We start from the raw sequence: 23,482 nt of genomic DNA, 5'->3' as shown, positions 1-23,482 counted from the left end.
GATCACCGACAAGCCCCGGCGGACACACGGGCACTGCACACACCTGGAACGCGCTGGTCCTGCATCGTGGCCCCCGTCTGCATCCGCCCGGGACGATCCCGGCCGCGGTGCTGTACCCGGGAAAACTCCGGACGCGAGGGAAAGCGGCCAGCCGCGGAAACAGAAAGGCCCCGGCGTCACCCACCGGGGCCTGTCCTGACGTCCTGGCGGACGGGTCAGCGCTGGACGGCGTCCCGCGCGTCGCCGGTGCCAATCCACGACTGGATCCGCTCCCAGGCCGCCATGACCGGCGGCGTGATGCGGACGTCGGGCGCGCTCGCGGGCACCGTCGCGCCGCCGACGCCCGGCGGCCTCGGCCGCGGACCGGGGCCGGGGTTGCGACCGCGGTCGGCGGGGATTTCGATGTCGCGCACGCGCGAGCCCGGGCCGTTGCCGGAATCCGGCGGCGGCATCGGCACGTCGGCGCGGCGGCGCCTGCGATCGCGCGGCGGCGGCGGCGGCGCGGGCTCGTCGACCACGGGACCGCGGAATTCGTCGGCGCCGATGTCGTAGTTCACCGGGCGCGCGTCGCCGTCGATGTCGTCGAGCACCTGCGCCAGAGCCACGCCGCGATCGATCGCCGGGCTGCCCGCGGGCAGGTGACCGGTCGACGACACGCTGAAGCCGGCGGCGGTGCTGTTGACGTCGGCGCCGTTCGCGGCGCGCCACTGCGCGAGGGTGGCGTTGCCCAGGTTGCTGCCGGGACGGCCGTCGCGGAACGTGCAGTTGGACGGGAAGCCGTTGAAGTTGCTGTCCGGCGCACCGACCAGGCCCGAAAGGCCGCCCAGCTCCGACGAATGGCGGATGTCGATGCAGCGGCCGCCATCCTGGATCACGAGGTTGTTGCGCAGCACCGCAGTGCGGTTGGCCGGACGGCCCGCGGCGTCAGCCCAGTCCTGGAAGGTCACGCCGAAGTAGAGCGCGGCATGGCCACGACGCGCGGCATTGATGATCGTGTTGTTGGCCACCACGGAATCGCGCGAGGCATACAGGCCGATGCCCGCGTAGCCGGTGTTGCGCACCACGTTGTTGCGCACGATGCCGCGGATCGCCTCGTAATAGCCGGGGTTGAGCTGCAGGTCGAAGAACTGCGGACTGGTGTCGAACCCGACCAGGATGCCGGCGTCGCCGGTGTTCTCGATGCGGTTGCGCTGGATGACGACGTCGGCGGCGCCGCCCTTGAAGTAAAGGCCCGTGGTGGCGGTGTCGTGGATGTAGCTGTCTTCCACCACCATGCCCGAACCATTGACGTTGTCGATGCCGTCGGCGTTCTTGTCGTCGTCCGGCGTACCGGCCGGATAGCCGGCGCCGGTGGTATGGATCTCCACGCGCCGGATCGTCGCGTTGTCGGACTTCGGCGTGACCTTGATGCCGTCGAACCCGGTGTGGTGGACCAGCAGGTCCTCGAGCACGACGTCGCGCGCACCGTGGTTGCCGGACGGGCCGCCCTGGTACCAGTTGGTCATCAGCATCACGCCGTAGTAGCCGCCGCTGATCTCGAAGCCACTGACGCGGCTGCCGGAGCCCGCCACGTCGATCCGCACCGCGACGTCATTCGACATGTCGTTGCAGTGGATGCGCGGGCGTTCACCCGGATAGGCGCGCAGCACGAGCCGGTGGCGCAGGCGCACTTCGCACTCGTTGTAGGTGGCGTTGCCCGCCGGGCCGCGCACCGTGACCGTGTCGCCTGCCGACGAAACGCTGTTCGACGTGGCGCGCTTGATGGTGCGGAAGGGGTTCTGCAGCGAACCGTTGCCCGAGCTGTCGTTGCCGGCCGTGGAGACGAACCACTCGGCGGCGAAGCCGGGGACGGAGGCGGTGGCGAGCAGGAAGGTGGCCGAAGCCAGAAGGTGGCGCTTTGGGGGAAGCCTGCGCGAAGGCCTTGAAGCGGGACCGCCGGCGGCAAGGTGCGCAGGCGCAAACAGGTCAGTGCGTGAACATAATCGCATCGGGTGGACTCCAGGGGATTTGCGGCGTCGCCCCTGTTCGGCGCCGCGGGAAGGATCTTCCGGCGGCGGGGGCCACCGGAACGCCGCATGCTACCGGCGGTTCCTTCACGCAATCGTGCCCCCGATCACGTTTTCCCGGCGGGCAGATCCGCCGTCAGCCGGGCGTCAGGCGCTGTACGGACCGGAATCCAGCAAGGCCGCAATGCCGAAACAAAGATGCCGGAAAAGCAAAAAGGCCAACGGGATGACCGTTGGCCTTTCTACTCTGTGCGATGGCGCGCCCGGAAGGATTCGAACCTCCGACCCCCAAGTTCGTAGCCTGGTGCTCTATCCAGCTGAGCTACGGGCGCGTCGTGCAGAAGCGGAATTATGAAGAGGCGAATGACGTTCGTCAATCATCTCGATGGAACTGGCGGAGACTGAGGGATTCGAACCCTCGATGGAGCTTTTGACCCCATACTCCCTTAGCAGGGGAGCCCCTTCGGCCTCTCGGGCAAGTCTCCGGGTGAAACGCTCGCGGCCTGCGGCCGTCGAGGTGCGTAAGAATACCGGCTCGACGCGAAACCGGCAAACGTCAGTCCGCGTCCTCCTCCTGACCGCCCGGCGCCGCGGCGTCGTCGCGGTGGATTCGCTGGTAGATCTCCTCGCGGTGGACGGAGACATCCTTGGGCGCGGTGATGCCGACGCGCACCTGGTTGCCCTTGACGCCGAGCACGGTCACGGTGACCGAATCACCGATCATGAGCGTCTCGCCGACCCGCCTGGTCAAAATCAACATGTGGAACTCCTGAGCCGGTTCTGCGCCCGGTCTGGTGGAGGCGCCTGGAGGCGCCACCCGGTTTGATCACCTAGCTGAACATCATAGCGGGCGCTCGCACGGCCGCGATGTATGCAGAAAGTAACGGAGAATGGCTGCGTTCAGGACAGGTGTGCGGCGACCCAGTCGGGCACGGCGGCCAGCGCGGCCTGCAGCGCGGGCCCGTCCTCGCCACCGCCCTGGGCCATGTCCGGCCGACCTCCGCCCTTGCCGCCGACCTGTGTCGCCACCGCCGAGAGCAGCTCGCCGGCCTTGATGCGTCCGAGCGCTGCGCCGCTGACGCCGGCGACCAGGGCCGCGCGCCCATCGCTGGCGCCGGCCAGCAGCACCACGGCATCGCCAAGCTGCTGCTTGCAGCGGTCCAGTGCATCGCGCAGCGCACGTGCGTCGAGGCCCTCGATGCGCGCGGCCAGCACCTTGATCCCGCCCACCTCCACCGCGCCGGCCGACAGGTCGGCGGTCGCGCTGCTGGCGGCGCGCGCCTTCAGGGTGTCCAGCTCGCGCTCGAGCTTCTTCTGTCGATCGAGGAGTGCGCGGAGCTTGTCGGCGACCTCGGCCGTCGTGCCACCGAGGAGGCGCGCGGCCTCTTCGAGCCGGGCCTCCTCGCGCGCAACGTGTTCCAGCGCGGCGCGGCCGGTGACGGCCTCGACGCGGCGCACGCCGGCGGAGACACCGCCCTCGGACACCAGCTTGAACAGCCCGATCTCGCCGGTGCGCCCGACGTGGGTGCCGCCGCAGAGCTCGACCGAACCGCCCATCCTGACCACGCGTACGCGCTCGCCGTACTTCTCGCCGAACAGCGCGATGGCGCCGGCGTCGATCGCGTCCTGCATGCCCATCTCGCGGATCTCGACCCCGTGGTCGGCGCGGACCTCGTCGTTGACGCTGAGCTCGATGTCGCGCAGCTCGGCGGCGCTGATCGGCTCGAAATGCGAGAAGTCGAAGCGCAGCCGGTCGGGCGCGACCAGCGAACCCTTCTGTGCCACGTGCGTGCCCAGCCGCTCGCGCAGCGCGCCGTGCAGCAGGTGGGTGGCGCTGTGGTTGAGCACGATGGTGCCGCGACGCGCGGCATCGACCCTGCCGCCCAGCCGATCGCCGACGGCAAGCGTTCCCGCCTGCAGCTCGCCGACGTGGCCGTGGAACTGGCCGGCGAACTTGCGGGTGTCGTCGACGCGGAACACGGTTCCAGGGCGCCCGGCGCCTGCAGCGTCTGGCACGCCCGGCCCGTCCGCGTTCCCGGAAGCCAGGCTGCCGGTGTCGCCGACCTGCCCGCCGGACTCCGCATAGAACGGCGTGCGGTCGAGGAGGACGATCGCCTCGTCGCCGGCATCGATGCGCTCGACCGGAACCCCGGCGCGCAGGATGGCGACGACCTCGAGCCCTGCGGCCTCGACCTGGTCATATCCGAGGAAGCCTGTGGGCGCGATCCGCGCCACGAGCTCGGCCGGCAGCGTCGTGCCGCCGCCGAACTTGCCGGCCGCGCGCGCGGTCTCGCGCTGCTGGGCCATTGCGGCGTCGAAGCCCGCGGTGTCGACGCCCATGCCGCGCTCGCGCGCCATGTCGGCGGTCAGGTCCAGGGGGAATCCGTAGGTGTCGTAGAGGCGGAAGGCATCGGCACCCGGGATCACGCCGTTTGAAGCGGGACCGGCGCTGCGGGCCGCGACCTCGTCGAAGATGCGCATGCCGCTGTCCAGAGTCTCGGCAAAGCGCTCTTCTTCCGCGAGCAGCGCGCGCTCCACCAGCGCGCGCTGCTCGCGCAGCACCGGATAGGCCTCGCCCATCTGTGCGTCCAAGGTGCCGACCAGTTTGTGGAAGAACGGCTGGCGCACGCCCAGCATCCAGCCATGGCGCAGCGCGCGGCGGATGATCCGGCGCAGCACGTAGCCGCGGCCTTCGTTCGAGGGCAGCACGCCGTCGGCGACCAGGAAGCTGCAGGCGCGGATGTGGTCCGCAATCACGCGCAGCGACTTGTTGCCGAGGTCCGCGGTGCCGGTGAGCCGTGCGGCCTCGGCGATCAGCGCCTGGAACAGGTCGATCTCGTAGTTGCCGTGCACGCCTTGCAGCACCGCGGCCAGACGCTCCAGGCCCATGCCGGTGTCGACGCAGGGCGCCGGCAACGGGTCGAGGCGGCCGTCGGGCTGGCGGTCGAACTGCATGAACACCAGGTTCCAGATCTCGATGTAGCGGTCGCCGTCCTCGTCGGGCGAGCCCGGCGGGCCACCGGCGATGTGGGCGCCGTGGTCGTAGAAGATCTCGGTGCAGGGACCGCAGGGGCCGGTGTCGGCCATCTGCCAGAAGTTGTCGGAGGCGAACGGCGCGCCCTTGTTGTCGCCGATGCGGATGATGCGGTCTTCGGGCACGCCGATCACGTCGCGCCAGATGCCGTGGGCCTCGTCATCGGTGTGGTAGACGGTGACCACCAGGCGCTCGGCCGGGATATTCCACACCTCCGTCAGCAGCTCCCAGGCCCAGGCAATGGCGTCGCGCTTGAAGTAGTCGCCGAACGACCAGTTGCCCAGCATCTCGAAGAAGGTGTGGTGTCGCGCGGTGTAGCCGACCTGGTCGAGGTCGTTGTGCTTGCCGCCGGCGCGCAGGCAGCGCTGGACGTCGGCCGCGCGCACATAGCTGCGCTTCTCCGCGCCCAGGAACACGTCCTTGAACTGGACCATGCCCGAGTTGGTGAACAGCAGGGTCGGATCGTTGCCGGGCACCAGCGGGGCGGAGGGCACGATCGTGTGGCCACGGCCGCTGAAGAAGTCGAGGAAGTCACGGCGGATGTCGGCCGTGGTCGGGCGTGCGGGAGTCGGTTCGGAGGGCATGGAGGCTGCAGGCAGGGTGGGGGCGCAGCCGCGCCGGCGCCCTGCCGGCCTCGGCCTGCGCGGGTGCCGGGCGCTGGCGCTCGGGTCCCCGTTAGGTTAGCAGGCCGGGCAGATCCAGAGGCTCCCCCCCCCCCAGCGGTCAGGCGTCGTCGAAGTCGAACGCGGTGGCCGCGCGCACGGTGTCGCCGTCGAAACCGCGGCGGAACAGGAAGTCGGCGGCCTTGCGCCGCAGCGCCGGGTCATCGGCCACGCCGGCACCATGCCGGCGCTCCACCAAGCCGCGGGCCATCGTCCGCCAGTCGTCATCGCCGGACTCGGACAGGGCGTCGAAGGCCGCCTGGACCAGATCCTGGCCCAGGCCATGGGTCGACAGCTCGGCGCGGATCCTGAGCGGCCCGTATCCGGCCAGTGCGCGCGAGCGCGCCAGTCCGGTGGCGAAGCGCGCGTCGTCCTGCCAGCCCGCCTCCGCCATGCGTGCGACGGTGGCCGCGGCCTCGTCGCCGTCCACTCCGCGCGCTTCGAGCTTGCGCGCGAGCTCCTTGCGCGAATGCTCGCGCCGGACCAGCAGGCCCATCGCCCGCTGGCCGGGCGTGGGCTCCGGCCGACGCCTGCGCTCCGGCGCGGACGTCCCCTCCCCGGCTCCCTCGGCGGAGCCGGAGCCGGAGTCGACGCCCGAGCCAGAACCGGTGCCGCGGCGACGGCGGCCGAAGCTGCCGGCCCCGCCCATGCTCAGGCCCTGGCGCCCCGGCCGCGCTTGGCGACCGTCGCGCCCTCGCCTTCGCCTTCATCCTCGGCGCCGGCATCGTCATCCTCCACGACGGCGGCGGCCGCACCCTGGAGCGGCGCCATCCTCGCGCGCAGCTCGGCCTCCAGGCGCTCGGCCACCGCGACGTTCTCCTTGAGGTACTGGCGGGCATTCTCCTTGCCCTGGCCGATGCGCTCGTCGCCGTAGCTGTACCAGGCGCCGGCCTTCTCCACGAGCTTGGCATCCACGGCCATGTCGATCAGCTCGCCCTCGCGGCTGATGCCCTCGCCGTAGAGGATCTCGGTGATGACCTGCTTGAACGGCGGCGCCATCTTGTTCTTGACCACCTTGATGCGGGTCTGGTTGCCGATGATCTCGTCGCCCTTCTTGATCGCGCCGATGCGGCGGATGTCCAGGCGCACCGAGGCGTAGAACTTGAGCGCGTTGCCACCGGTGGTGGTCTCCGGGCTCTGGCCCGGCATCATGATGCCGATCTTGTGGCGCAGCTGGTTGATGAAGACCACCAGGCAGTTGCTGCGCTTGATGTTGCCGGTCAGCTTGCGCAGCGCCTGGCTCATCAGGCGCGCCTGCAGGCCGGGGAGCTGGTCGCCCATCTCGCCCTCGATCTCGGCCTTGGGCGTCAGCGCGGCGACCGAGTCGACCACCACCATGTCGACCGCGTTCGAGCGCACCAGCATGTCGGCGATTTCCAGCGCCTGCTCGCCGGTGTCCGGCTGCGAGACCAGGAGGTCGTCGACGTTGACGCCCAGCTTCTGCGCATAGGTGGGATCGAGCGCGTGCTCGGCGTCGATGAAGGCCGCGGTGCCGCCCTGCTTCTGGCACTGGGCGATGGCCTGCAGGGTGAGCGTGGTCTTGCCCGACGACTCCGGGCCGTAGACCTCGACCACGCGGCCCTTGGGCAGGCCACCGATGCCGAGCGCGACGTCGAGCAGCAGCGAGCCGGTGGGGATCACCGGGATGACTTCGGCGACGCGGTCGCCCATGCGCATCACCGAGCCCTTGCCGTACTGCTTCTCGATCTGGCCCAGTGCGGCGGAAAGCGCGCGCTTCTTGTTCTCGTCCATCGTGGTGTCCTCAGCTCGTGTATTCGGGAATGGAATCAGTGTGCAGGCAGGTGGTCGCAGGGACTGCGACCTGGAATGCCGATCCAGATTGAAGGGTGGAAACCGGGCCGGGCAGCAGGTGATGGCCCGTGCCGGCGTGGGTGGAAGGCGGTCGCGGCTGTAGCCGCTCCTGCAGGTGGGGCACCGTCGCCAGGCGAGGGCTGCCTGGCGGGCCGGCAGCCGCTCACCGGTTCGGCCTCACCAGGCCGCAGTAGAGGCCTTCGATCGCGAAGTCCTGGCCAGGCGCGACCTCGATCGGCTCGTAGTCCGGGTTGCGCGGCAGCAGGCGGATCCGGTCCTTGCCGACCTTCAGCAGCTTGACGGTGATCTCGTCGTCGATGCGGGCGATGACGATCTGGCCCGAACGCGCGTCGGCGGTACGGTGCACCCCGATCAGGTCGCCGTCGAAGATGCCTTCGTCGCGCATGGAGTCGCCGCGCACGCGCAGCAGGTAGTCCGGCGCCGGCGAGAAGAACGCGCGGTCCATCAGCACCATCTGCTCGCTGCCGATGTCGGCGCCGATGGGGACGCCGGCCGCCACCTGGCCCAGGACGGGGAGTTCCAGAACGTCCATGCCGCGTCCTGTTGGAGAGGCTGCAGCCGCGATTCCCGATCTGGCGGTCGCATCACCGGCTATCGCGGCTGTAGCCGCTCCTACAGAGGCGGCGGGGTCCGCGGCGGGCGCGCGCAGCACGCGGATGCCCCGCGCGCGGCCCGGCACGCGCTCGATCGCGCCGGCGGCCTCGAGCGCTTCCAGGTGGTACTGCGCGGCCCGCACGCTGCTGAAGCCGAAGGCGCGTGCGATCTCGGCCTGGGAAGGCGGCATGCCCTCCTCCGCGATGCGCTCGGCGATCAGGGCCAGGACGGCCTGCTGGGTGTCGGTGATGTCCATGGTTAGTAGTAATACTACTAACGAGATCCGGAATCAACGCCTGTGGGCGCCCTTCCAGATCGAATAGACGATCCACACCCCCAGCGCCGCCGCGCCGACGAAGCCCGCCACCCCCAGCGCCATCAGCCACTGGTTGCGCGCCCCGCCACCGACGCTGTTCATCACGATCGAGGAGCCGATGATCAGCGCCGCAGTGATCACCCCCATCGTCAACCGGCTGGCCGCGCGGTCGATGCGGTCGCCGAAGGCGTCGAGGGTGGGAATGTCGATGCGCGCGCCCAGCCGGCCGCCGCGGGCGGCGCGCAGCAGCCGCCGAAGGTCGCGCGGCAGCTCGGCGCCGAATTCCAGCATGCCGGCCAGCCCGCGGCGCCCGCGCTTCGCCAGCACCGACGGCGCATAGCGCCGCAGCATCACGCGCTCCAGCCACGGCCTGGCTTCGGTCGCCATGTCGAAGTCCGGATCGAGCTGGCGCCCGAAGCCTTCCAGGGTCAGGAAGGCCTTGATCACCAGCGCCAGGTCCGGCGGCAGCACCAGGCCGTGGGCACGCAGCAGGCCCGCGGCATCGGACAGCATCGTGCCCATGCGCAGGTCCTTGAGCGGCACGCCGCGGTAGCGGTCGACCAGGGTGGCGGTGTCGGACTCCAGCCGCTCCTCGTCGACCTCGCCACCGATGCTCCAGTGCAGCAGGATGTCGGCCACCGCTTCGGCGTCCTGCACCACCATGCCGTGCAGCAGGCGTGCGATCTCCAGCCGCCGGCGGTCGCCGAGGTGGCCGACCATGCCGAAGTCGATGATCGCGATGCGTCCGTCGCGCAGGAAGAAGAGGTTCCCGGGGTGTGGATCGGCATGGAACAGCCCGTCCTCGAGCAGCATCTCCAGCACGATGCCGGTGCCCGCACGCGCCAGCGCGGTGCGGTCCAGGCCCGCCGCGTCCACCGCGGCCAGGTCGCCCGCAGGGATGCCGTCGATGAAGTCCTGCACGTTGAGCCGCTCGCAGGTCCACTGCCAGTGCACCCGCGGGATCACCACGCCGGCATCGGCGGAGAAGTTGGCGGCGATGCGCTCGGCGTTGCGGCACTCGGCGGCGAAGTCGAGCTCGCGGCGCAGTGAATCGCGGAACTGCCGGACCACTTCGACCGGCCGGTAGCGCCGGAGGTCCGGCAGCTGCGACTCGATCATGTCCGCCAGCCGGGCCATCAACCGCAGGTCCGCCTCGACCACGCCGACGATGCCGGGGCGGCGCACCTTGAGGATCACCGCGGTGCCGTCGTGCAGCCAGGCGCGATGCGCCTGGGCGAGCGACGCCGCGGCCACCGGCACCGTCTCCACGCGGGCAAAGGCCTGTTCGGGATCCATGCCCAGGTCTTCCACCAGTTGCGGACGGATCGCCTCCCACGGCAGCGCCGGCACCGCGTTCTGCAGCAGGCTCAGTTCGGCGATCCAGTCCGGCGGCAGCAGGTCCACGCGCGTGCCCAGCACCTGACCGAGCTTGACGAAGGTGGGGCCGAGTTCCTGCAGCGCGGAGCGCAGGCGCCGCGGCGGGGTCATGTCGCGTCGCGCCTCGCCCGGATCCCGGTGCAGCAGGCGCCCGGCCCGCTCGAGCGCGCCGGCGATGCCGCTGCGCCGCACCAGGTCGCCGAAGCCGTGGCGCACGAAGACGCTGGCGATTTCCTGCAGCCGGCCCAGGTCGCGGACACCCGCGAGGGCGTCGAGCATGGTCACCGGCGGCCCTCCCGGACGGCAGGACCGGAGGGCACGGGACAGGCGTGGCCAGGGGTCATCGCGCAACTATACCGGCGGTACCCGTTGCCTCGCGGAAGCGCGCGGACCCGACAGGATGCGTTCCCTGCCCCCGCCCTGCCCGCACGATCAGAACAGCCGCTCCAACCCCGACAGCGCCTCCACCACGGTCCGCCGGCGCACCGCGTCGCGGTCGCCGGCGAACTGGAAGACCTGCGCCTGCGGATAGCCGCCGCGCCGCTTCCAGGCGATCCAGACCGTTCCGACCGGCTTGTCCTCGGTGCCCCCGCCGGGGCCGGCGATCCCGGTGACCGCCACCGCCACCGTGGCGCCGGAATGCACCAGGGCGCCGGAGACCATCTCGATCACGGTCTCGCGGCTGACCGCGCCATGTTCTTCCAGCGTCTGCGGGCGCACGCCCAGCAGCGCCTGCTTGGCCTCGTAGCTGTACACCGCCATGCCGCAGTCGAACCAGGCCGAGGAGCCGGCGATGTCGGTGACCACCTTGGCGATCCAGCCGCCGGTGCAGCTTTCGGCGGTGACCAGCATGTCGCGGTTGGCCTGCAGGCGGGCGCCGGTGTCGTGCGCAAGCTGTGCGAGGGCCTCGTCGCTGGAGACGTGCATGGCGTGGTTCCGGGGGAGGGTGTGCGCAGTATCGGCGGTGGGCGCCGGGTTTGTCGCGCGCGACCGGAACGGAAACGGCCCGCGTGTGCGGGCCGTCGGGTCGTGCAGGGACCGCCTGGATCAGAAGTAGTTGACCCGGAACGTCACGCCGTAGGTCCGCGGCGCGCCGAGGAAGGCGTTCCACGAGCCGGCCTGGATCGGCGCGTCGATGCCGACCTGCTTGTAGGTCTCGTCGGTCAGGTTCTGGCCCCAGAACTCGACCATCCAGCGCTTGTCCTGGCGCCCGAAGCCGATGCGCGCGTTGAGCAGGGTGTAGGCATCCTGCTCCTTCTGCGGATCGAGGTCGGAGCCGGTGTTGTAGTCGGACATGTACTTGGCGCCGATGTTGAAGCGGCCCAGGTAATTGGCGCCGAAGTCCCACTCGTAGGTGGCCGAGGCGTTGCCAGACCACTTCGGCGCGAAGCTCATCTGGCTGCCGGGCAGCAGGGCGAGGTCGGCGTCGGGCAGCAGGTCGTCGCCATACTCGGTCTCGGCATAGGTCAGGCCGCCCTGCAGCATCAGGCCCTGCATGGGGGTCTGCCACATCAGGTCCAGCTCGACGCCGCGCGACACCACCTCGGGGATCGAGCGCACCACGAAGCTGGTGCCCAGGAAGCTGTTGAGCTGGAAGTCCTTGTAGTCCTGGTAGAACAGCGCGGCGTTGAGCAGCAGGTTGCCGTCGGCCCAGGTGCTCTTGGCGCCGAGTTCGAAGCTGCTGACGAACTCGCCGGGGAACGAGGTGTCGTCGACCGGGAGGATCCCCTGGACGCCGCTCGACAGGCCGTTGGACGACTGCACGCGGTCGAGGTTGAAGCCGCCGGCCTTGTAGCCGCGCGCGACCGAGGCATAGGTCATGACGTCGTCGGACCAGTCGTAGGCGACCTTCACCGTGCCCGACCACTCCTTCTCGGTCCGCGACTGCTCGACGTCGCGGCCGTTGTGGGCGATGTTGGCCCAGGGCAGGCACATGAAGCCGGCCACCTGCGGGGCGACCACCGGCACCAGGGCGCCGAGCAGCTGCTGCTGCAGCGCCGGTGGCAGCAGGGCGAAGTTGTTGATGCGCTGCGCCAGCGCCCCGCCCACGCGCGCGGCCGGATTGGCCAGCGTGGAGCCGCAGCCGATGCTGCCGTTGGGATTGCTGTAGACCGAGTGCAGCTCCTTCTTCTCGTGCGTGTAGCGCAGGCCCAGGGTGATGTCGAGCGCGTCGGTGGCGTGGAAGGTGTTGTTGGTGAAGATCGCGGTGGTGCGTGCGTTCTGGTCGTGCCGGTCCAGCGCCGCCAGTCCCTGGTAGTTGGTTCCGAAGGGCCGGCCCGACACCTGCGAGAGGAAGGTCGCGGGATTGGCCTGGTTCACCGTCAGCCCCAGCGGCGCCAGCTGCGCGGCCACGGCGCCCAGCACCTGGGTGCCCACGAGGGTCGACAGATACGGCTCGTAGGCGGCACCGAAGCGGTAGGAGTCGTTGCGGTCCAGGTCCTCGTCGGAATAGAAGAAGCCCACCATCCAGTCGAGGCGATCGGTCGAGCCGGTCAGGCGCAGCTCCTGGCTGAAGGTCTCGAAGCGCGTCAGCGACTCGTCGGCGTCCGGCGCGCGATACAGGATGTCGGCGCCGCTGTAGTCGAAGTCGAGGCCGTTGATCGCCTGCCAGTCGCGGAAGGCGGTGATCGAGGTCAGGGTGGCGTTGCCGAACCAGGACGAGTCCCAGTCCACCTGCATCGACACGCCCTTGTCCTTGAGGTCCTGCTCGGTCGAACGGTTGGAGTAGGCCAGGCGGCGCTCCGGGTCCGCGGTCGGGATGATGCCCTCGCCGCCCGGCGTCAGCGCGTTGATGATCGCGGCCGTCGGGCCGCGCTGCGTGGTCACCGTGACGCAGCAGTTCTCCTCGCGGCTGCTGTAGTCGGCGCTGAAGTTGATGTCGAGCGTGTCGGTGGGTTCGAGCAGCAGCTGGCCGCGCACGGTGTGGTAGTTCTGGTCGCCGTCGTCGGTCGCCTTGCGCGGGCCGCCGCCGGTCCGGACCTCGTCGACGCCGTCGCGGTCGCGCTTGGCCGCGAACACGCGGAAGGCGGCGCGATCACCCAGCGCGTCGTTGTAGCCGCCGGACACGCCGATCAGCCCGTAGTTGCCGGCGGTGATCTCCGCTTCGGCGCTCTGCGAATAGCTGGGGCGACGGGTGACCACGTTGATCACGCCGGCCGAGGTGTTCTTGCCGAAGACCGTGCCCTGCGGGCCCTTCAGCACCTCGATGCGCTCGACCTCGCCCAGGTCGCCGAAGCCGACGCTGTTGCGCGAGCGGTAGACGCCGTCGATCACCACACCGACCGAGGATTCCAGGCCGGCGTTGTCGCCGACGGTGCCGATGCCGCGGATGCGCGCGGTGGTCTGCGCCGCGGACTGGGTACTGGTCACGGTCAGGCCGGGCACCAGCACCTGCATGTCCTTGATGTCGCGAACCCCGGTGTCCTGGAGCAGCTGCGCGTCGAGGACGTTGACGACGATCGGCACGTCCTGCAGGGCCTCCTCGCGTTTCTGCGCGGTGACCGTGATGCCGGCGAGCGTGGTGGGCCGGTCCTCGACCGCGGGCGTGGCGTCCTGGGCGTGGGCCGTGGACAGCAGGGCGGGACTTGCGAGGATGGCGAGAAGCGCGGTGGCGAGCGCGTGGCGTTGCGGATGGCCTGAGACCATGGTGTCCCCCTACGGATGGATGTCATCGACGTCGGTGCGACCGCTGCCATGGCATGCGCCATGAGACAGATGCGCCGGGCCTGCGTGGGGGGACTGGCCGGGCGCTGCGGTAACGCAACCTTGCGCCGGACGCTAGCACACTTCCGGACGCATGCGTATGTGCGTTCCACTCCCGGCGCGGCGCGTTCACCACGCGCCTGGCGGAGCGGGCGACAATATCCGGATGGCCGTCCATCCAGCCCCCCTTCCCGCCGCGGGCCATGCCCGTCCCACGGCCGAATCGACGCCGGATCCGAGGCTTGCCGCCGACTGGGCGCGCCGCGTCGACGCGCTGTCCGACGAGGTCCGGGCGCTGCTGGCGGTGGTCGTGGCCGAGGGCGGCCAGGTCGTGGCCGACCATTTCTATGGCGACATGCTGGAAGACCCCCGGGCCTCGCGCTACCTCAACGTCGACCAGGTGCGCGAGCGCCTGAAGCCGTCGCTGCAGCGCTGGCTGGTGGCGCTGCTGTCGGCCCGTGCCGGCGACGTCAACGCGCTGCAGGCCACCCAGGAGCACGTCGGCCAGGTCCACGCGCGGATCGGCATCCCGGTCGACCTGGTGGCGCGCGGCGGCCGCATGCTCAAGGACGACCTCCACGCCGGGATCCGCCGGCACGCCGGCAGCGAAGCGCTGGCGATCGAGGCGATCCTGTGCGCGAACGGCCTGGTCGACATCGCGCTGGAGTCGATGACGCGCGCCTACACCCGCTCGCGCGAGGCTGCCGGCCAGGTCGACGGCGCCTTCCGCCTGTTCTCGCTGATCCAGAACATCGGCACCGAGCGCGAGCGCCAGCGCGCGTTGCTGCTGACCTGGGAGAACGCGCTGATCTACGCGCTGATGTCCGAGCACCCGGGCGCGGCCACGCCGCTGCAGATCTCCAACTCCGAGTTCGGCCTGTGGTTCCTGCACAAGGGCATGGCGAGCTTCGGCGACACCGGCGAGACCCGCGAGGTGAACCTGATCGCCGCGCGCATCGACAGCACCCTGCGCGCACGCCTGCCCGAAGCGCTGACCCATGCCGACCGCCGCGAGCTGCTCGACGAACTGCGCGTCGGCGCCGACGCCATCCGCAGCCTGGTGTCGATGATGTTCGACGGCATCGGCGACCTGGAATCGGGCCGCGACGCCCTCACCCGGCTGCTCAACCGCCGCTTCCTGCCGACCATCCTGCGCCGCGAGATCGCGCTGCAGGCCAATACCGGGCGCCAGTTCGCGGTGCTCATGCTCGACCTCGACCACTTCAAGTCGATCAACGACACCCACGGCCACGAGGCCGGTGATCGCGCACTGAAGCACGTCGCCGCGCTGCTGGTGGAGAACACCCGCGGCAGCGACTACCTGTTCCGCTACGGCGGCGAGGAGTTCGTGGTGGTGCTCGGCTCGGTGTCGCGCGAAGACGCGGTCGCGATCGCCGAAGGCCTGCGCAACGCCATCGCCCTGGCGCCGGTCGCCCTGGCCGACGGCAGCACGCTCCAGCTTACCGGCAGCATCGGCGTCGCGGTCCAGGACGGCCACCCCGACTACGAACGGGTCCTGGCCCGTGCGGACGCGGCCATGTACGCGGCCAAGCGCGGCGGCCGCGACCGCGTCGTGGTCGACGACGGCGGCCTGCCCGATCCGCCCGGCGCGCAGGCCCTGCGCCGCTGAGCGGACCGCCCCGCCCGGCTACAATCCGGTGTCCTGCGCGCGCGCCGCGCGCACCCTGCACGCCGGACGCATGACGCTGGACAAGACGCCCGAACACACGCCCCTGATGAAGCATCATAGGTATGCGGGCACAGTGATATAAGTTTTCTCCAGCGTTATCAACGGCTTGCGCGGCAACTTAGCCAGTGTAGCACCACAACAGCAGTCCCGTGGCTATTGCTTGGCTATTTTTAGCTGGTCCACAGTGGTTCACTGGGGCTTACTTGGTACTCAGATAGCCAAGATTGGCGCTGTTCCCATACCGGCTGATGCTGCCCTCCCCGAGTAGGTAGAACGCTTAGCCACGGCCTATTAGCCACAGGAAACACACTCCCCTATCGCCAGGTCAGCGGGGTACGTTTCCCTGATCAGAGGCAGTCTCAGCACATGAGAGACAAGGCCGGTATGGTCCTGAGCCAACCGCGCTCAAATCCATGGACCAGACGACAAGCCCGGCTCATCGGAAGACCACCCTGGCTCACAACCCCCATTACGGGGTGCTGGACCTGGCCACGGGTGCCAACCTCACGCTCGGGGAGTTCATTGGCGTAGGGGATTACGGGGAGCTGATCGAGCATCGCCGCCTGGCCCTGGAACACGACCTGATCGAGGGCCGAGTCCGGTACGTCTGCCAGAAGTGCCGCAAGCCCATGGTCCTGCGCTCACTGCCGGCGGACAAGCACACCGAGAACCGATTTTTCCTCAAACACCGCTACCGCTCCGACGAGTGCGGCGGGACGAAGGGGCTGACGCATGAGGCCATCTGCGCCCTGCGCTACGCCAACACCAAGGAAAGTCCCGAGCACATCCGCTACAAGCAGCTGCTCATCGAAAGCCTGGCCTGCGATCGGCGGTTCTCCGACAAGAAGACTGAGGAGAGGTGGTTTGACCAGGATGGCGTACGGTGGCGCCAGCCCGACGTCCAGGCGATGTACGGCACTCAGCGGGTGGCTCTGGAAGTCCAGTTGTCCACGACGTTCGTTGAGGTCGTGGCCCAGCGCCAGGCGTTTTACCGCCGCAACGTCGGCCGGCTGCTGTGGTTCTTCCGCGACCTGGACATTGCGGCCTTCCGCCAAGCCGAAGACGACGTATTCCACACGAACAACCGCAATGCCTTCCTGGTGGATGAGGAGTCGCTGGCCTCATCGAAGCGGGAGGGCCGCTTCATGCTGTGGTGTACCTGGGAGGAGCCAAGGCTGAGAAATGGACAAGTACACAATGCCCAGATGATCCAGCTGGTGGGGTTCGACCAGCTGAGTTTTGACACCAGCTCAATTGGCGCGCCCAGGGCGTACTTCTTCGACTACGAGGCAGCTCGAGCGCTGCTTGGCCCTAGCGTTGAGTCGGAACCGACCGCAGAGCCAGTCGTCATACCTGACTTCGAAGGCGATGAAGCCCTGCGTGCACTGATGGATGAAATGATCCGTGGCTACCCCAACCACGTCGACAACAACGCGTTGTGGAGCGTGGTGAGAGCCAAGTTCGGAAAGCGAGGCTTCGCCCTGCCAGAACATTTTCGCCTGGATCCGATCTTTCCCTTGCTCCAGGCTGCCTACTCCGCCGTCCATGGGCGGCCGGTAGGCGGCAGCCAGACTCATCTCATTGAGCTTGCCAACACCCTTTACAACTCACACAAGCCAGCCTTGTTTGTCTTCTCAGTGATGATGGGGAAGTACAACCGGGGCGCCCAGTTGCTGGCCCGAGGTGATCGGGCCGCATGGCTGGAAAAAGTGCGGACTTACCACCAGGCTTGGGCCGACGGCGCGGTGGAATACGCACCGGCGACCCAGTACGCGCCACTGCTGGAATTTTTGTTCCCCAGTGCTCGGGAGGCGCTTGCAGAGACGCCCCAATCGTATGTGGCACGGGTGCGCGCAGCGAGAGTGGCGGATACGGCATCTGGGTGAGCGTTCCCCGTTGCGGAGCCGACAATCTGCATGCCAGTATCGGCGCTCACCACCAAGGAGGGGATCAGATGAAAGCGTACAAGTTCGGGGCCATGGTTGCGCGTACGGTGCTGCTGGGTTTTGTGGTGGCGGCAGGGGCCTGTTCAAGTGAGCCGGAAACACCGATTGCTGGGGAGTACTCGTCCCAGATCGCGCAGATCGACTTCAACACCACCGCCACGGCGGACGCCGCTTTTGCGGGCACCAAGCCCTTTTCCGGCGATGTCTATGGAGCTACCTGGAAGCGGAAAGGCGACAAGCTGACGCTGACCAGTCGCCCGAACTTCAAGGGCAAGTATCAGAATACCTATCACTTCGACATCATCGACGATGGGGCGCGGCTGGCTTTGACCAAGATCGAGACACTGACCGAAGCCACCGGGGAGACTGAGATTACCGAGGTTCCGGCAGAAGCCGCTGAGGGCCTTACCCTCAACAAGCACATCTAGGGGAACCCTATGCGCATGCTATTTATCGGTGTTGTGCTGATGTCATCCCAGGTTCTGGCCGCAGAGCCTTCCAATGCAGAACTTGCCGCCCGCATTGCGGGGCTGGAAGCGCGGATGGCGCAGTTGGAGGCTCGAGGAGCTGCTGGGAAAGCTCCCAGCACTTCGACTTCAGCGAAAGCTCTGGACATGGAGAACTGGCGGGAATGTAAGGCAGGGATGACCCGTGAAGAGGTTATTGAACTGCTGGGTGAGCCCACCACTCGACAGCATGTCTCTGCTGTCAATCAGTACTCGGAGTCCGAAACGCTCATGTATGGAAATGTCATGGGAGATCCGGGTGGGACGGTCGTTCTGATGTCTGGTCGGGTTATCCAGTGTATCGCCATGAATTTCGCGGCGGATTGACAGCGGAGAAGTAGACCCCATTCTGGGATTGGCACCGGGCTTCCCTCGCCCTCGGTGCTGGGCTCTATGCGCCCCACCCCCGGCTGACGCTGGGGGTGTTTTTGTGTGTAGCAATCGACCTTGGCGTGGTTGCCAAATCCAGTGGGTTTTCTAACCTGGATGGATGCCTACTTACTTTCGAATTCCTCACGCAGATCGAGCCCAAGCGAAAGCCTTAGGCGCCCGCTGGGCCAAGGATGTGGAGCTGTGGTTTGCCCCGGATGCTCTACCTGAGGTTGCCCAGGCACTGGCAAAGCACTGGCCTGCCATAGAACCAATTGTTCCCGTTTACGTCTTTCCTGGTGAGCACACCACCTTTGGAAATGACCCGCCCCTGGCGCTGGAACTTATTCCATCGACATGCTGGCTGACGAACCTGCGCTCGTGCCTGAGTCCTGAGGATTTCAAGCGGGTGCGGATGGGTATCCGGCAAAGGTCGGGCAAGACCTGTGAAGTGTGCAAGGGGCATGAACATCCCGACGACGAGATCTATCTGGATGTCCACCCTCGCTTCGAATACATCGAGGGCGTCCAGGTCCTGCGACGCCTGGTGTGTGTCTGTACCCGCTGCCTGCGGGCCATTGAGTTTGGTACCGCCCAACTCCATGGCTACCGCCAGGATGCGTTTGCTCATCTCCAACAGGTCAACGGCTGGTCTGCCGAGCAGGCCATGGCGCACGTCCACGCCGCCTTTGAGCAGTGGGCGGGGCGTTCGCGCATGGAATGGGATGTGGACCTGTCTATCATCGAGGCCGCGGGCATACAGGTGCTACTGCCAACCCCCGAACAGCAAAAGAAAGCGTGGATCCACCTGGACGATATCCGTCCCGCGGATATGGATATCTCAGCTTTCATGGCCACTTTGGCGCTCAACCCCAGGAAGGCGTGAGACCGCCTCGCCGAAGCGACTTTCAAATCAGGAAACGATGGCTATACGCCCTGGTGTTCGACTCTGAGCGTGCGGTTTATATCGGCCAGAGCACAGACCCGAAGCGTCGATTTGCCCAGCACAGTGCACCATCAGGAGGCTGGCATCGTTCCAATGAACATCCACTCCGGATGGTCATCTTAGAGGAAATCAGCGGCACCTATGCCCAGGCAGAACGTCGGGAGTTCGTCTGGCGTTGGATTGCGCATATCCGCTGGTGGCGGGTGTACGTCCTACCTCCCAACGTCGTAGTGAGGCTGGGGCGGCGGATGGGCCCATGGCGAAGGGCCCAGGCCTGGTACACGATGCTGACGAAGGGCTGGCCGGTCAGGCGCCAGGCTTCTCATTGACGTACCTGATTGCCGTTTCGAAGAAGTTTCCGCTGGGCTCTCGGGTCGCGCGCACCCTGACCTGCGGATCGTGGCAACCCTGAGCGTTCTTGCACAGCTTCTTGCCGTAGGCAGTGGCCGCTTCTTGGGTGGAGTGGCCGGAGGACACGATCGTGCCGCGGGCGGGGTTGTCGGGGTTGCACAAGACAACTTCCACGTTCCACAACCGGCTCACTGGGCCAACGACGACAGAGCACATGGCGATATCCGAAGAGGTTTGCCGACCATTGTGCCCGCCGAACAGGGGCGTGGGTACGGCGGGCTCTAAATCTCAAGTCCTGGGCTTGCGCGCCTGCGGTACTCCGGCTCCCTGACCGGCTTGATCCTGTGGGGCTGGTCGCCGATCAAGCCCTCCTGGGTGGCGTTTTGCTTGAAGCGGTCGACACCGAGGCGGTTGCGGATTTGATCAATTTCGAGCTCTGAGCCGTACATTCGGTAGCCACGGGGTGATGTCAGTCGGGTGAAAGCCACCATCGCAGACTGGTTGTCCATCATCTTCGCGTTGGCGAAGTGGAAGATGGCAGGATTGCCCTGCCCTTGGGCACCGTGGACCGTGCGGCAGTAGCCGTGAGAGAGATGGTTCCACTCCTGTGTGTCCACCGCCACAACAAAACTGGGCGCTCCTTTCTGACCCTCAACACGAAGGTTCAACGCCAAGGAACCAGTCTCCGTGCGGGCGATACCCTCGACTTCGGCGATATCCCCGTTGACCACGCCCAAGCTGTTGTCGTTTTTCGTAATGCGTACCCGATCCCCGACTGCCACGCTCATGTTGTAGACGCGCTCATTCTTGCCTTGGCCCTGGGCGGCCTGAAAGGTGTGGTCTTCGCCTTTCAATGTGCCCTGCCCCCGCAGCGCGTCGCGAACTTTACCCGTCAGTGCCGCGATGTCGGCGTGGTCATGAGCCAACAGGAGACGGTTGTCGATGCTGTGGGGGCTTTTCATCCAGTCCGACACGCAGGCGTTCATCGCCTGGTCGCGGGTGTCGAAAGCATCAATACAGTCGTTGGCCTCCAGCTTGTTGAAGATGAAAGCACTTTTCTGGGCAACTTCACTGCGCGATTTTGGTTCTACGCGAGGGCCGAGGATGATGCGGCCGTCGGCATCCTTGTCGTAGTACGACTCAGCAGTGTCTCGATCTGCCGCGTCCTTCTGCCGTCGAATTTCGGTCAGCTCCGCGTGGCCAATCTTGTCCATGACCAAGGCCATACCTGAACCAGCCGAAATCGCCTGTAATTGTTTCAAGTCTCCCATGAGAAGTAATTTACCTTGGCTCTTGTCTACGTGTTCCATCAAGCGCCGGACCCGCTCGGTGTCCACCATTCCCGCCTCGTCGATGACCACCACGGATTTGCTGTTCAGAGTGGGATGGTCCTTGGTCAGTGGTTTGCCTTGATCCAGCCGGTGGAGCATGGACTTGATCGTCAGGGCCTCAATGCCTGACTCGTCGGTGAGCTTCCTGGCCGCACTCTTGGCTTGGCATGCGCCGATGACATGCTGGCCGTTGGCTTCGAAGACACGCTTGTACAACTCCGCCACCGTCGTCTTGCCCGCACCTGCCACTCCCGCCATGACGGCATGGCCTCCTGAGTCAACACACAGATGCTCAATGGCTGCGCTTTGCTCAGAGGAGAGAGTGAACCCCTTCTCCTTCTGGAACTGGGCCACGACTTCGTCAAGGGTGGACTTGGGTACACGAACCGACTCGTCATCCTTACGCTGCTCGGCACGCGTGAGAACATCAACTTCGGATTTGACGATGAACTCGGCGGCGTAGCGGTACTCGGAGTGGCGTCGGGCAACGCTCGTACCTTGGTCAATCGCTGCCTGCCGCTCTGGAGCGACCTTGTACATATTGGCCTTGAGCCGCTCGACGTCGGCTTCTTGCTGCTGGGGTGCTTGCCCCGCTCGGGCCTGGTAGACGGCCCAGATGATGTCGGGCTCGCTGACCACGGCCGTGGTTTCGTGCAAAGCTCGCAGGATTTCTTCATCGCTACGGGCGGGAGCCAACACGCTGGCCAGTCCCTTGTAATTCTCGATATTTGTATCCAGGCCGTGGCTTGCCACAACCTGCTTCCACTCTTCGAACAGGTCGGTCATTTCCGGCTCGTCTTTGCTCTTGCGCGTCTGGTTCCATGCCTGCTGCTTGGATATGCCTGACTTCATGGCCTCGTGGATCTGGGCCTGGCGCTCAGAGAACAACAACTCCGTATCCCTGCTCACCCCTGCCACACGCCAAGCCCGCTCACCCGTGTCCTGCCCCTGGCTGTCGAGTTTGGCGTCTTGCTCGATGCCATACCCCAACTCTCGGAGCCCTTCAGCCAAGTGGGACATGTAGATGGCATCTGCGACCTTTTGGTGGCGGTAGATCTCCTTGGACTCGTACGTGCCCCATTTCCCATCCTCCCCACGCGCCACTCCGAACAAAATATTGTGCGTGTGGAGGTGAAATCCATTCTCCCGCTCCGTGGCGTGGTCGCAGGCCACCCAGACTGCGCCATCAATGCCGATGACATCCTTCCCACCCTTGCCTCGCCTCGTCTCAATTAGCCCGGCTAAGTGCTCCATGGAAGTGTTCGCCGCAGCACGATGAGCAGCGATGATCTTGCCGCGCTCCTCTGGGGTGGCTATGGCCATGAGAAAGGAGACGGATTTGGGCGCTGTGTAGGTACAGTCGTACCCGACCTGGTGGCCACCCTCCCACTTCGTGATCGGATCACCGTTGCTGTCGAGCCTGGGGTTACCCTGGGCGTCGAGCTTGACCTTCTTTTGCGGCTTGACGCCGGCGTTTTGGCACAGGGCAGTCTTCAACCCGTCGGGCGAGTAGCCCGCAGCGAGCTCCAACATGGCTTCTCGCTCAACTTTCTTACCGCGCAATGCGAGCATTTCTGCCCCTGCTCCACCCCAGCGCATGGTGTCTTCGGCCATGCCAGCATCGCCTACAAAATATATCGACCAGGGCTGGGTATTGAGCGCATAGTCAATAACCGCATCTCCGTATGCGTTATGTCCTGTGGAGTTGAGGTCTGTGGCTTTGAACATCTATCTAGTTTCGGTCAGGGGAGGGATTTGACAAGTCATGGCTCGACGACAGTGATGGTTGTTGTGCCGTCTTCATGCCGTCGAACCTGACGAGCTTGCCCGCGGGGAAGAGGTTTGGTGGTGTCTGAAATCAGGCGAGTGTCGAGTTTGGGCAAGATGACAACCCGGAAATGCACGGCAGCGGTTGCCCGACTCTCCCCCACCCCAAAAGCTGCAAACGCCTGAGCATTCAATAGCAGCCCCAGGACCAAGAACCACCTCAAAGCTCCGGCCTCGCTGCCTCGGGTCGAGGAAGTGCAACGACATGGGCCTGGAGACTGTTTCTGTCGTGCTCTGACAGAGTCAGCAGTGTGCTCAGGTACGGCCTGCGCTGATCCTCAGGTAGGGCTGCGCACTGACGCTGTGCGGCGTCAATTGGCCTGTCCCCTCGGTCATTTCGTGTCCTGGCGTTGGCCCCGACAGATAACAGCATCCGCACCATTCGGCTGTAGCCGTTCATTGCGGCCATGTGGAGGGCAGTGTTGCCGTCGCCGTCCGCCTTGTTGGGGTCAGCCCCGGCAATAAGCAACAGGCGTACCTTGTCTTCAATCGCCGTCAGTCCCGAGCCTGAGGAAGACAGCATGAGGCACTCGCGCAGCGGTGTACGGGTGGCCATGTTCACTGCATTGGGGTCAGCGCCGGAGGCCAGCAGCAATATCAGTGAGTGATGGGTAGAACTTTGACAGGCATAGTGAAGCGGTGTGGCCAGATAGGTATCCCGGGCGTAGCAAGGAAAGCCGGCCTGTAAAAGAAGGTTCAACGCAGATCCGTTGTTGTACAGTGCGGCCAGATGAAGTGCGGTTCGCCCTTCGTGGTCCGCCTGATTTCGTGCAAGTCCGCGATGACTCAGAAGCAACCGGAGCTGAGGTAGCAGTTCCGGATCCATAGCCGCTTCCAGGACTGGGGATTTGGCGGTCAGCTCGCCGTCCCGATCGGCCGTGAACAATTCATTGGGGTCTGCGCCTGCGATCAAGCGTTCTTTGAGCAGATCAGCGGGGAGTAAGAACCCGTCGGGAGTGAAAAGCGACATGTGGCAGACCTGTGGATGTGTC

General features: G+C 66.6%; 17 protein-coding genes and 2 tRNA genes. 5 read left to right on the top strand and 14 right to left on the bottom strand.

Annotated elements, in window-relative coordinates:
* Window positions 1-215 precede the first annotated feature (215 nt).
* From JGR68_RS05435 to JGR68_RS05385, 11 genes are all read right to left on the bottom strand, one after another.
* On the bottom strand, window positions 216-1,988 hold the full coding sequence (locus JGR68_RS05435) for a right-handed parallel beta-helix repeat-containing protein (RefSeq protein ID WP_199361463.1): 1,773 nt from the start codon (window positions 1,986-1,988) through the stop codon (window positions 216-218).
* Between the two features lie 273 nt (window positions 1,989-2,261).
* Window positions 2,262-2,338, bottom strand: a tRNA-Arg gene (locus tag JGR68_RS05430).
* 60 nt (window positions 2,339-2,398) lie between these two features.
* A tRNA-Ser gene (locus JGR68_RS05425) sits at window positions 2,399-2,491 on the bottom strand.
* 71 nt (window positions 2,492-2,562) lie between these two features.
* Window positions 2,563-2,766 carry a carbon storage regulator CsrA gene (gene csrA / locus JGR68_RS05420; protein WP_199361462.1) on the bottom strand — a complete coding sequence of 68 codons (204 nt, stop codon included), beginning with the start codon at window positions 2,764-2,766 and terminating at the stop codon, window positions 2,563-2,565.
* Window positions 2,767-2,906: 140 nt separating this feature from the next.
* Window positions 2,907-5,624: an alanine--tRNA ligase gene (alaS, locus tag JGR68_RS05415; protein ID WP_199361461.1), complete on the bottom strand. Its 2,718-nt coding sequence runs from the start codon at window positions 5,622-5,624 to the stop codon at window positions 2,907-2,909.
* 139 nt (window positions 5,625-5,763) lie between these two features.
* Window positions 5,764-6,198 (bottom strand): regulatory protein RecX, encoded by a 435-nt coding sequence (locus JGR68_RS05410; RefSeq protein WP_234446601.1) that lies wholly within the window; start codon window positions 6,196-6,198, stop codon window positions 5,764-5,766.
* A 155-nt stretch (window positions 6,199-6,353) separates the two neighbouring features.
* On the bottom strand, window positions 6,354-7,454 hold the full coding sequence (gene recA / locus JGR68_RS05405) for a recombinase RecA (RefSeq protein ID WP_199361459.1): 1,101 nt from the start codon (window positions 7,452-7,454) through the stop codon (window positions 6,354-6,356).
* Window positions 7,455-7,677: 223 nt separating this feature from the next.
* The gene (gene lexA, locus JGR68_RS05400; RefSeq protein WP_199361458.1) at window positions 7,678-8,385 is read right to left on the bottom strand and encodes a transcriptional repressor LexA; all 708 of its coding nucleotides are present in this window, start codon (window positions 8,383-8,385) and stop codon (window positions 7,678-7,680) included.
* Window positions 8,386-8,418: 33 nt separating this feature from the next.
* Window positions 8,419-10,101, bottom strand: a complete 1,683-nt coding sequence (locus JGR68_RS05395) for an AarF/UbiB family protein (protein ID WP_199361659.1) — start codon at window positions 10,099-10,101, stop codon at window positions 8,419-8,421.
* A 153-nt stretch (window positions 10,102-10,254) separates the two neighbouring features.
* The gene (locus JGR68_RS05390) at window positions 10,255-10,749 is read right to left on the bottom strand and encodes a CinA family protein (protein WP_199361457.1); all 495 of its coding nucleotides are present in this window, start codon (window positions 10,747-10,749) and stop codon (window positions 10,255-10,257) included.
* Window positions 10,750-10,869: 120 nt separating this feature from the next.
* Window positions 10,870-13,467 carry a TonB-dependent receptor gene (locus JGR68_RS05385; RefSeq protein WP_199361456.1) on the bottom strand — a complete coding sequence of 866 codons (2,598 nt, stop codon included), beginning with the start codon at window positions 13,465-13,467 and terminating at the stop codon, window positions 10,870-10,872.
* A gap of 223 nt (window positions 13,468-13,690) precedes the next feature.
* On the opposite strand from JGR68_RS05385, the gene JGR68_RS05380 reads away from it, so the two are divergent.
* The 5 genes from JGR68_RS05380 (at window position 13,691) to JGR68_RS05360 (ending at window position 18,921) form a co-directional block, all read left to right on the top strand.
* Window positions 13,691-15,154, top strand: a complete 1,464-nt coding sequence (locus JGR68_RS05380) for a diguanylate cyclase (protein WP_199361455.1) — start codon at window positions 13,691-13,693, stop codon at window positions 15,152-15,154.
* A 473-nt stretch (window positions 15,155-15,627) separates the two neighbouring features.
* Window positions 15,628-17,100 (top strand): DUF6035 family protein, encoded by a 1,473-nt coding sequence (locus JGR68_RS05375; protein WP_199361454.1) that lies wholly within the window; start codon window positions 15,628-15,630, stop codon window positions 17,098-17,100.
* Between the two features lie 68 nt (window positions 17,101-17,168).
* Window positions 17,169-17,588, top strand: a complete 420-nt coding sequence (locus JGR68_RS05370) for a hypothetical protein (protein ID WP_199361453.1) — start codon at window positions 17,169-17,171, stop codon at window positions 17,586-17,588.
* 9 nt (window positions 17,589-17,597) lie between these two features.
* Entirely contained in the window at window positions 17,598-17,993 is a 396-nt protein-coding gene (locus JGR68_RS05365) for a hypothetical protein (protein ID WP_199361452.1), read from the top strand.
* Window positions 17,994-18,156: 163 nt separating this feature from the next.
* Window positions 18,157-18,921 (top strand): DUF5710 domain-containing protein, encoded by a 765-nt coding sequence (locus JGR68_RS05360; protein ID WP_199361451.1) that lies wholly within the window; start codon window positions 18,157-18,159, stop codon window positions 18,919-18,921.
* Window positions 18,922-19,287: 366 nt separating this feature from the next.
* On the opposite strand, the gene JGR68_RS05350 is transcribed toward JGR68_RS05360, so the two are convergent.
* The 3 genes from JGR68_RS05350 to JGR68_RS05340 all read right to left on the bottom strand — a co-directional run bounded on the left by JGR68_RS05350 (window position 19,288) and on the right by JGR68_RS05340 (window position 23,460).
* Window positions 19,288-19,548 carry a hypothetical protein gene (locus tag JGR68_RS05350; RefSeq protein ID WP_199361683.1) on the bottom strand — a complete coding sequence of 87 codons (261 nt, stop codon included), beginning with the start codon at window positions 19,546-19,548 and terminating at the stop codon, window positions 19,288-19,290.
* Between the two features lie 65 nt (window positions 19,549-19,613).
* Window positions 19,614-22,277, bottom strand: coding sequence for a MobF family relaxase (gene mobF / locus JGR68_RS05345; protein ID WP_199361449.1), 2,664 nt, complete (start codon window positions 22,275-22,277; stop codon window positions 19,614-19,616).
* A 373-nt stretch (window positions 22,278-22,650) separates the two neighbouring features.
* On the bottom strand, window positions 22,651-23,460 hold the full coding sequence (locus JGR68_RS05340) for an ankyrin repeat domain-containing protein (RefSeq protein WP_199361448.1): 810 nt from the start codon (window positions 23,458-23,460) through the stop codon (window positions 22,651-22,653).
* Window positions 23,461-23,482 lie beyond the last annotated feature (22 nt).

Source organism: Luteimonas sp. MC1750 (assembly GCF_016615955.1).
Taxonomy (GTDB): domain Bacteria; phylum Pseudomonadota; class Gammaproteobacteria; order Xanthomonadales; family Xanthomonadaceae; genus Luteimonas.
Note: the sequence above shows the minus strand (reverse complement) of the source record. Positions and strands in the feature narration are given on the sequence as shown.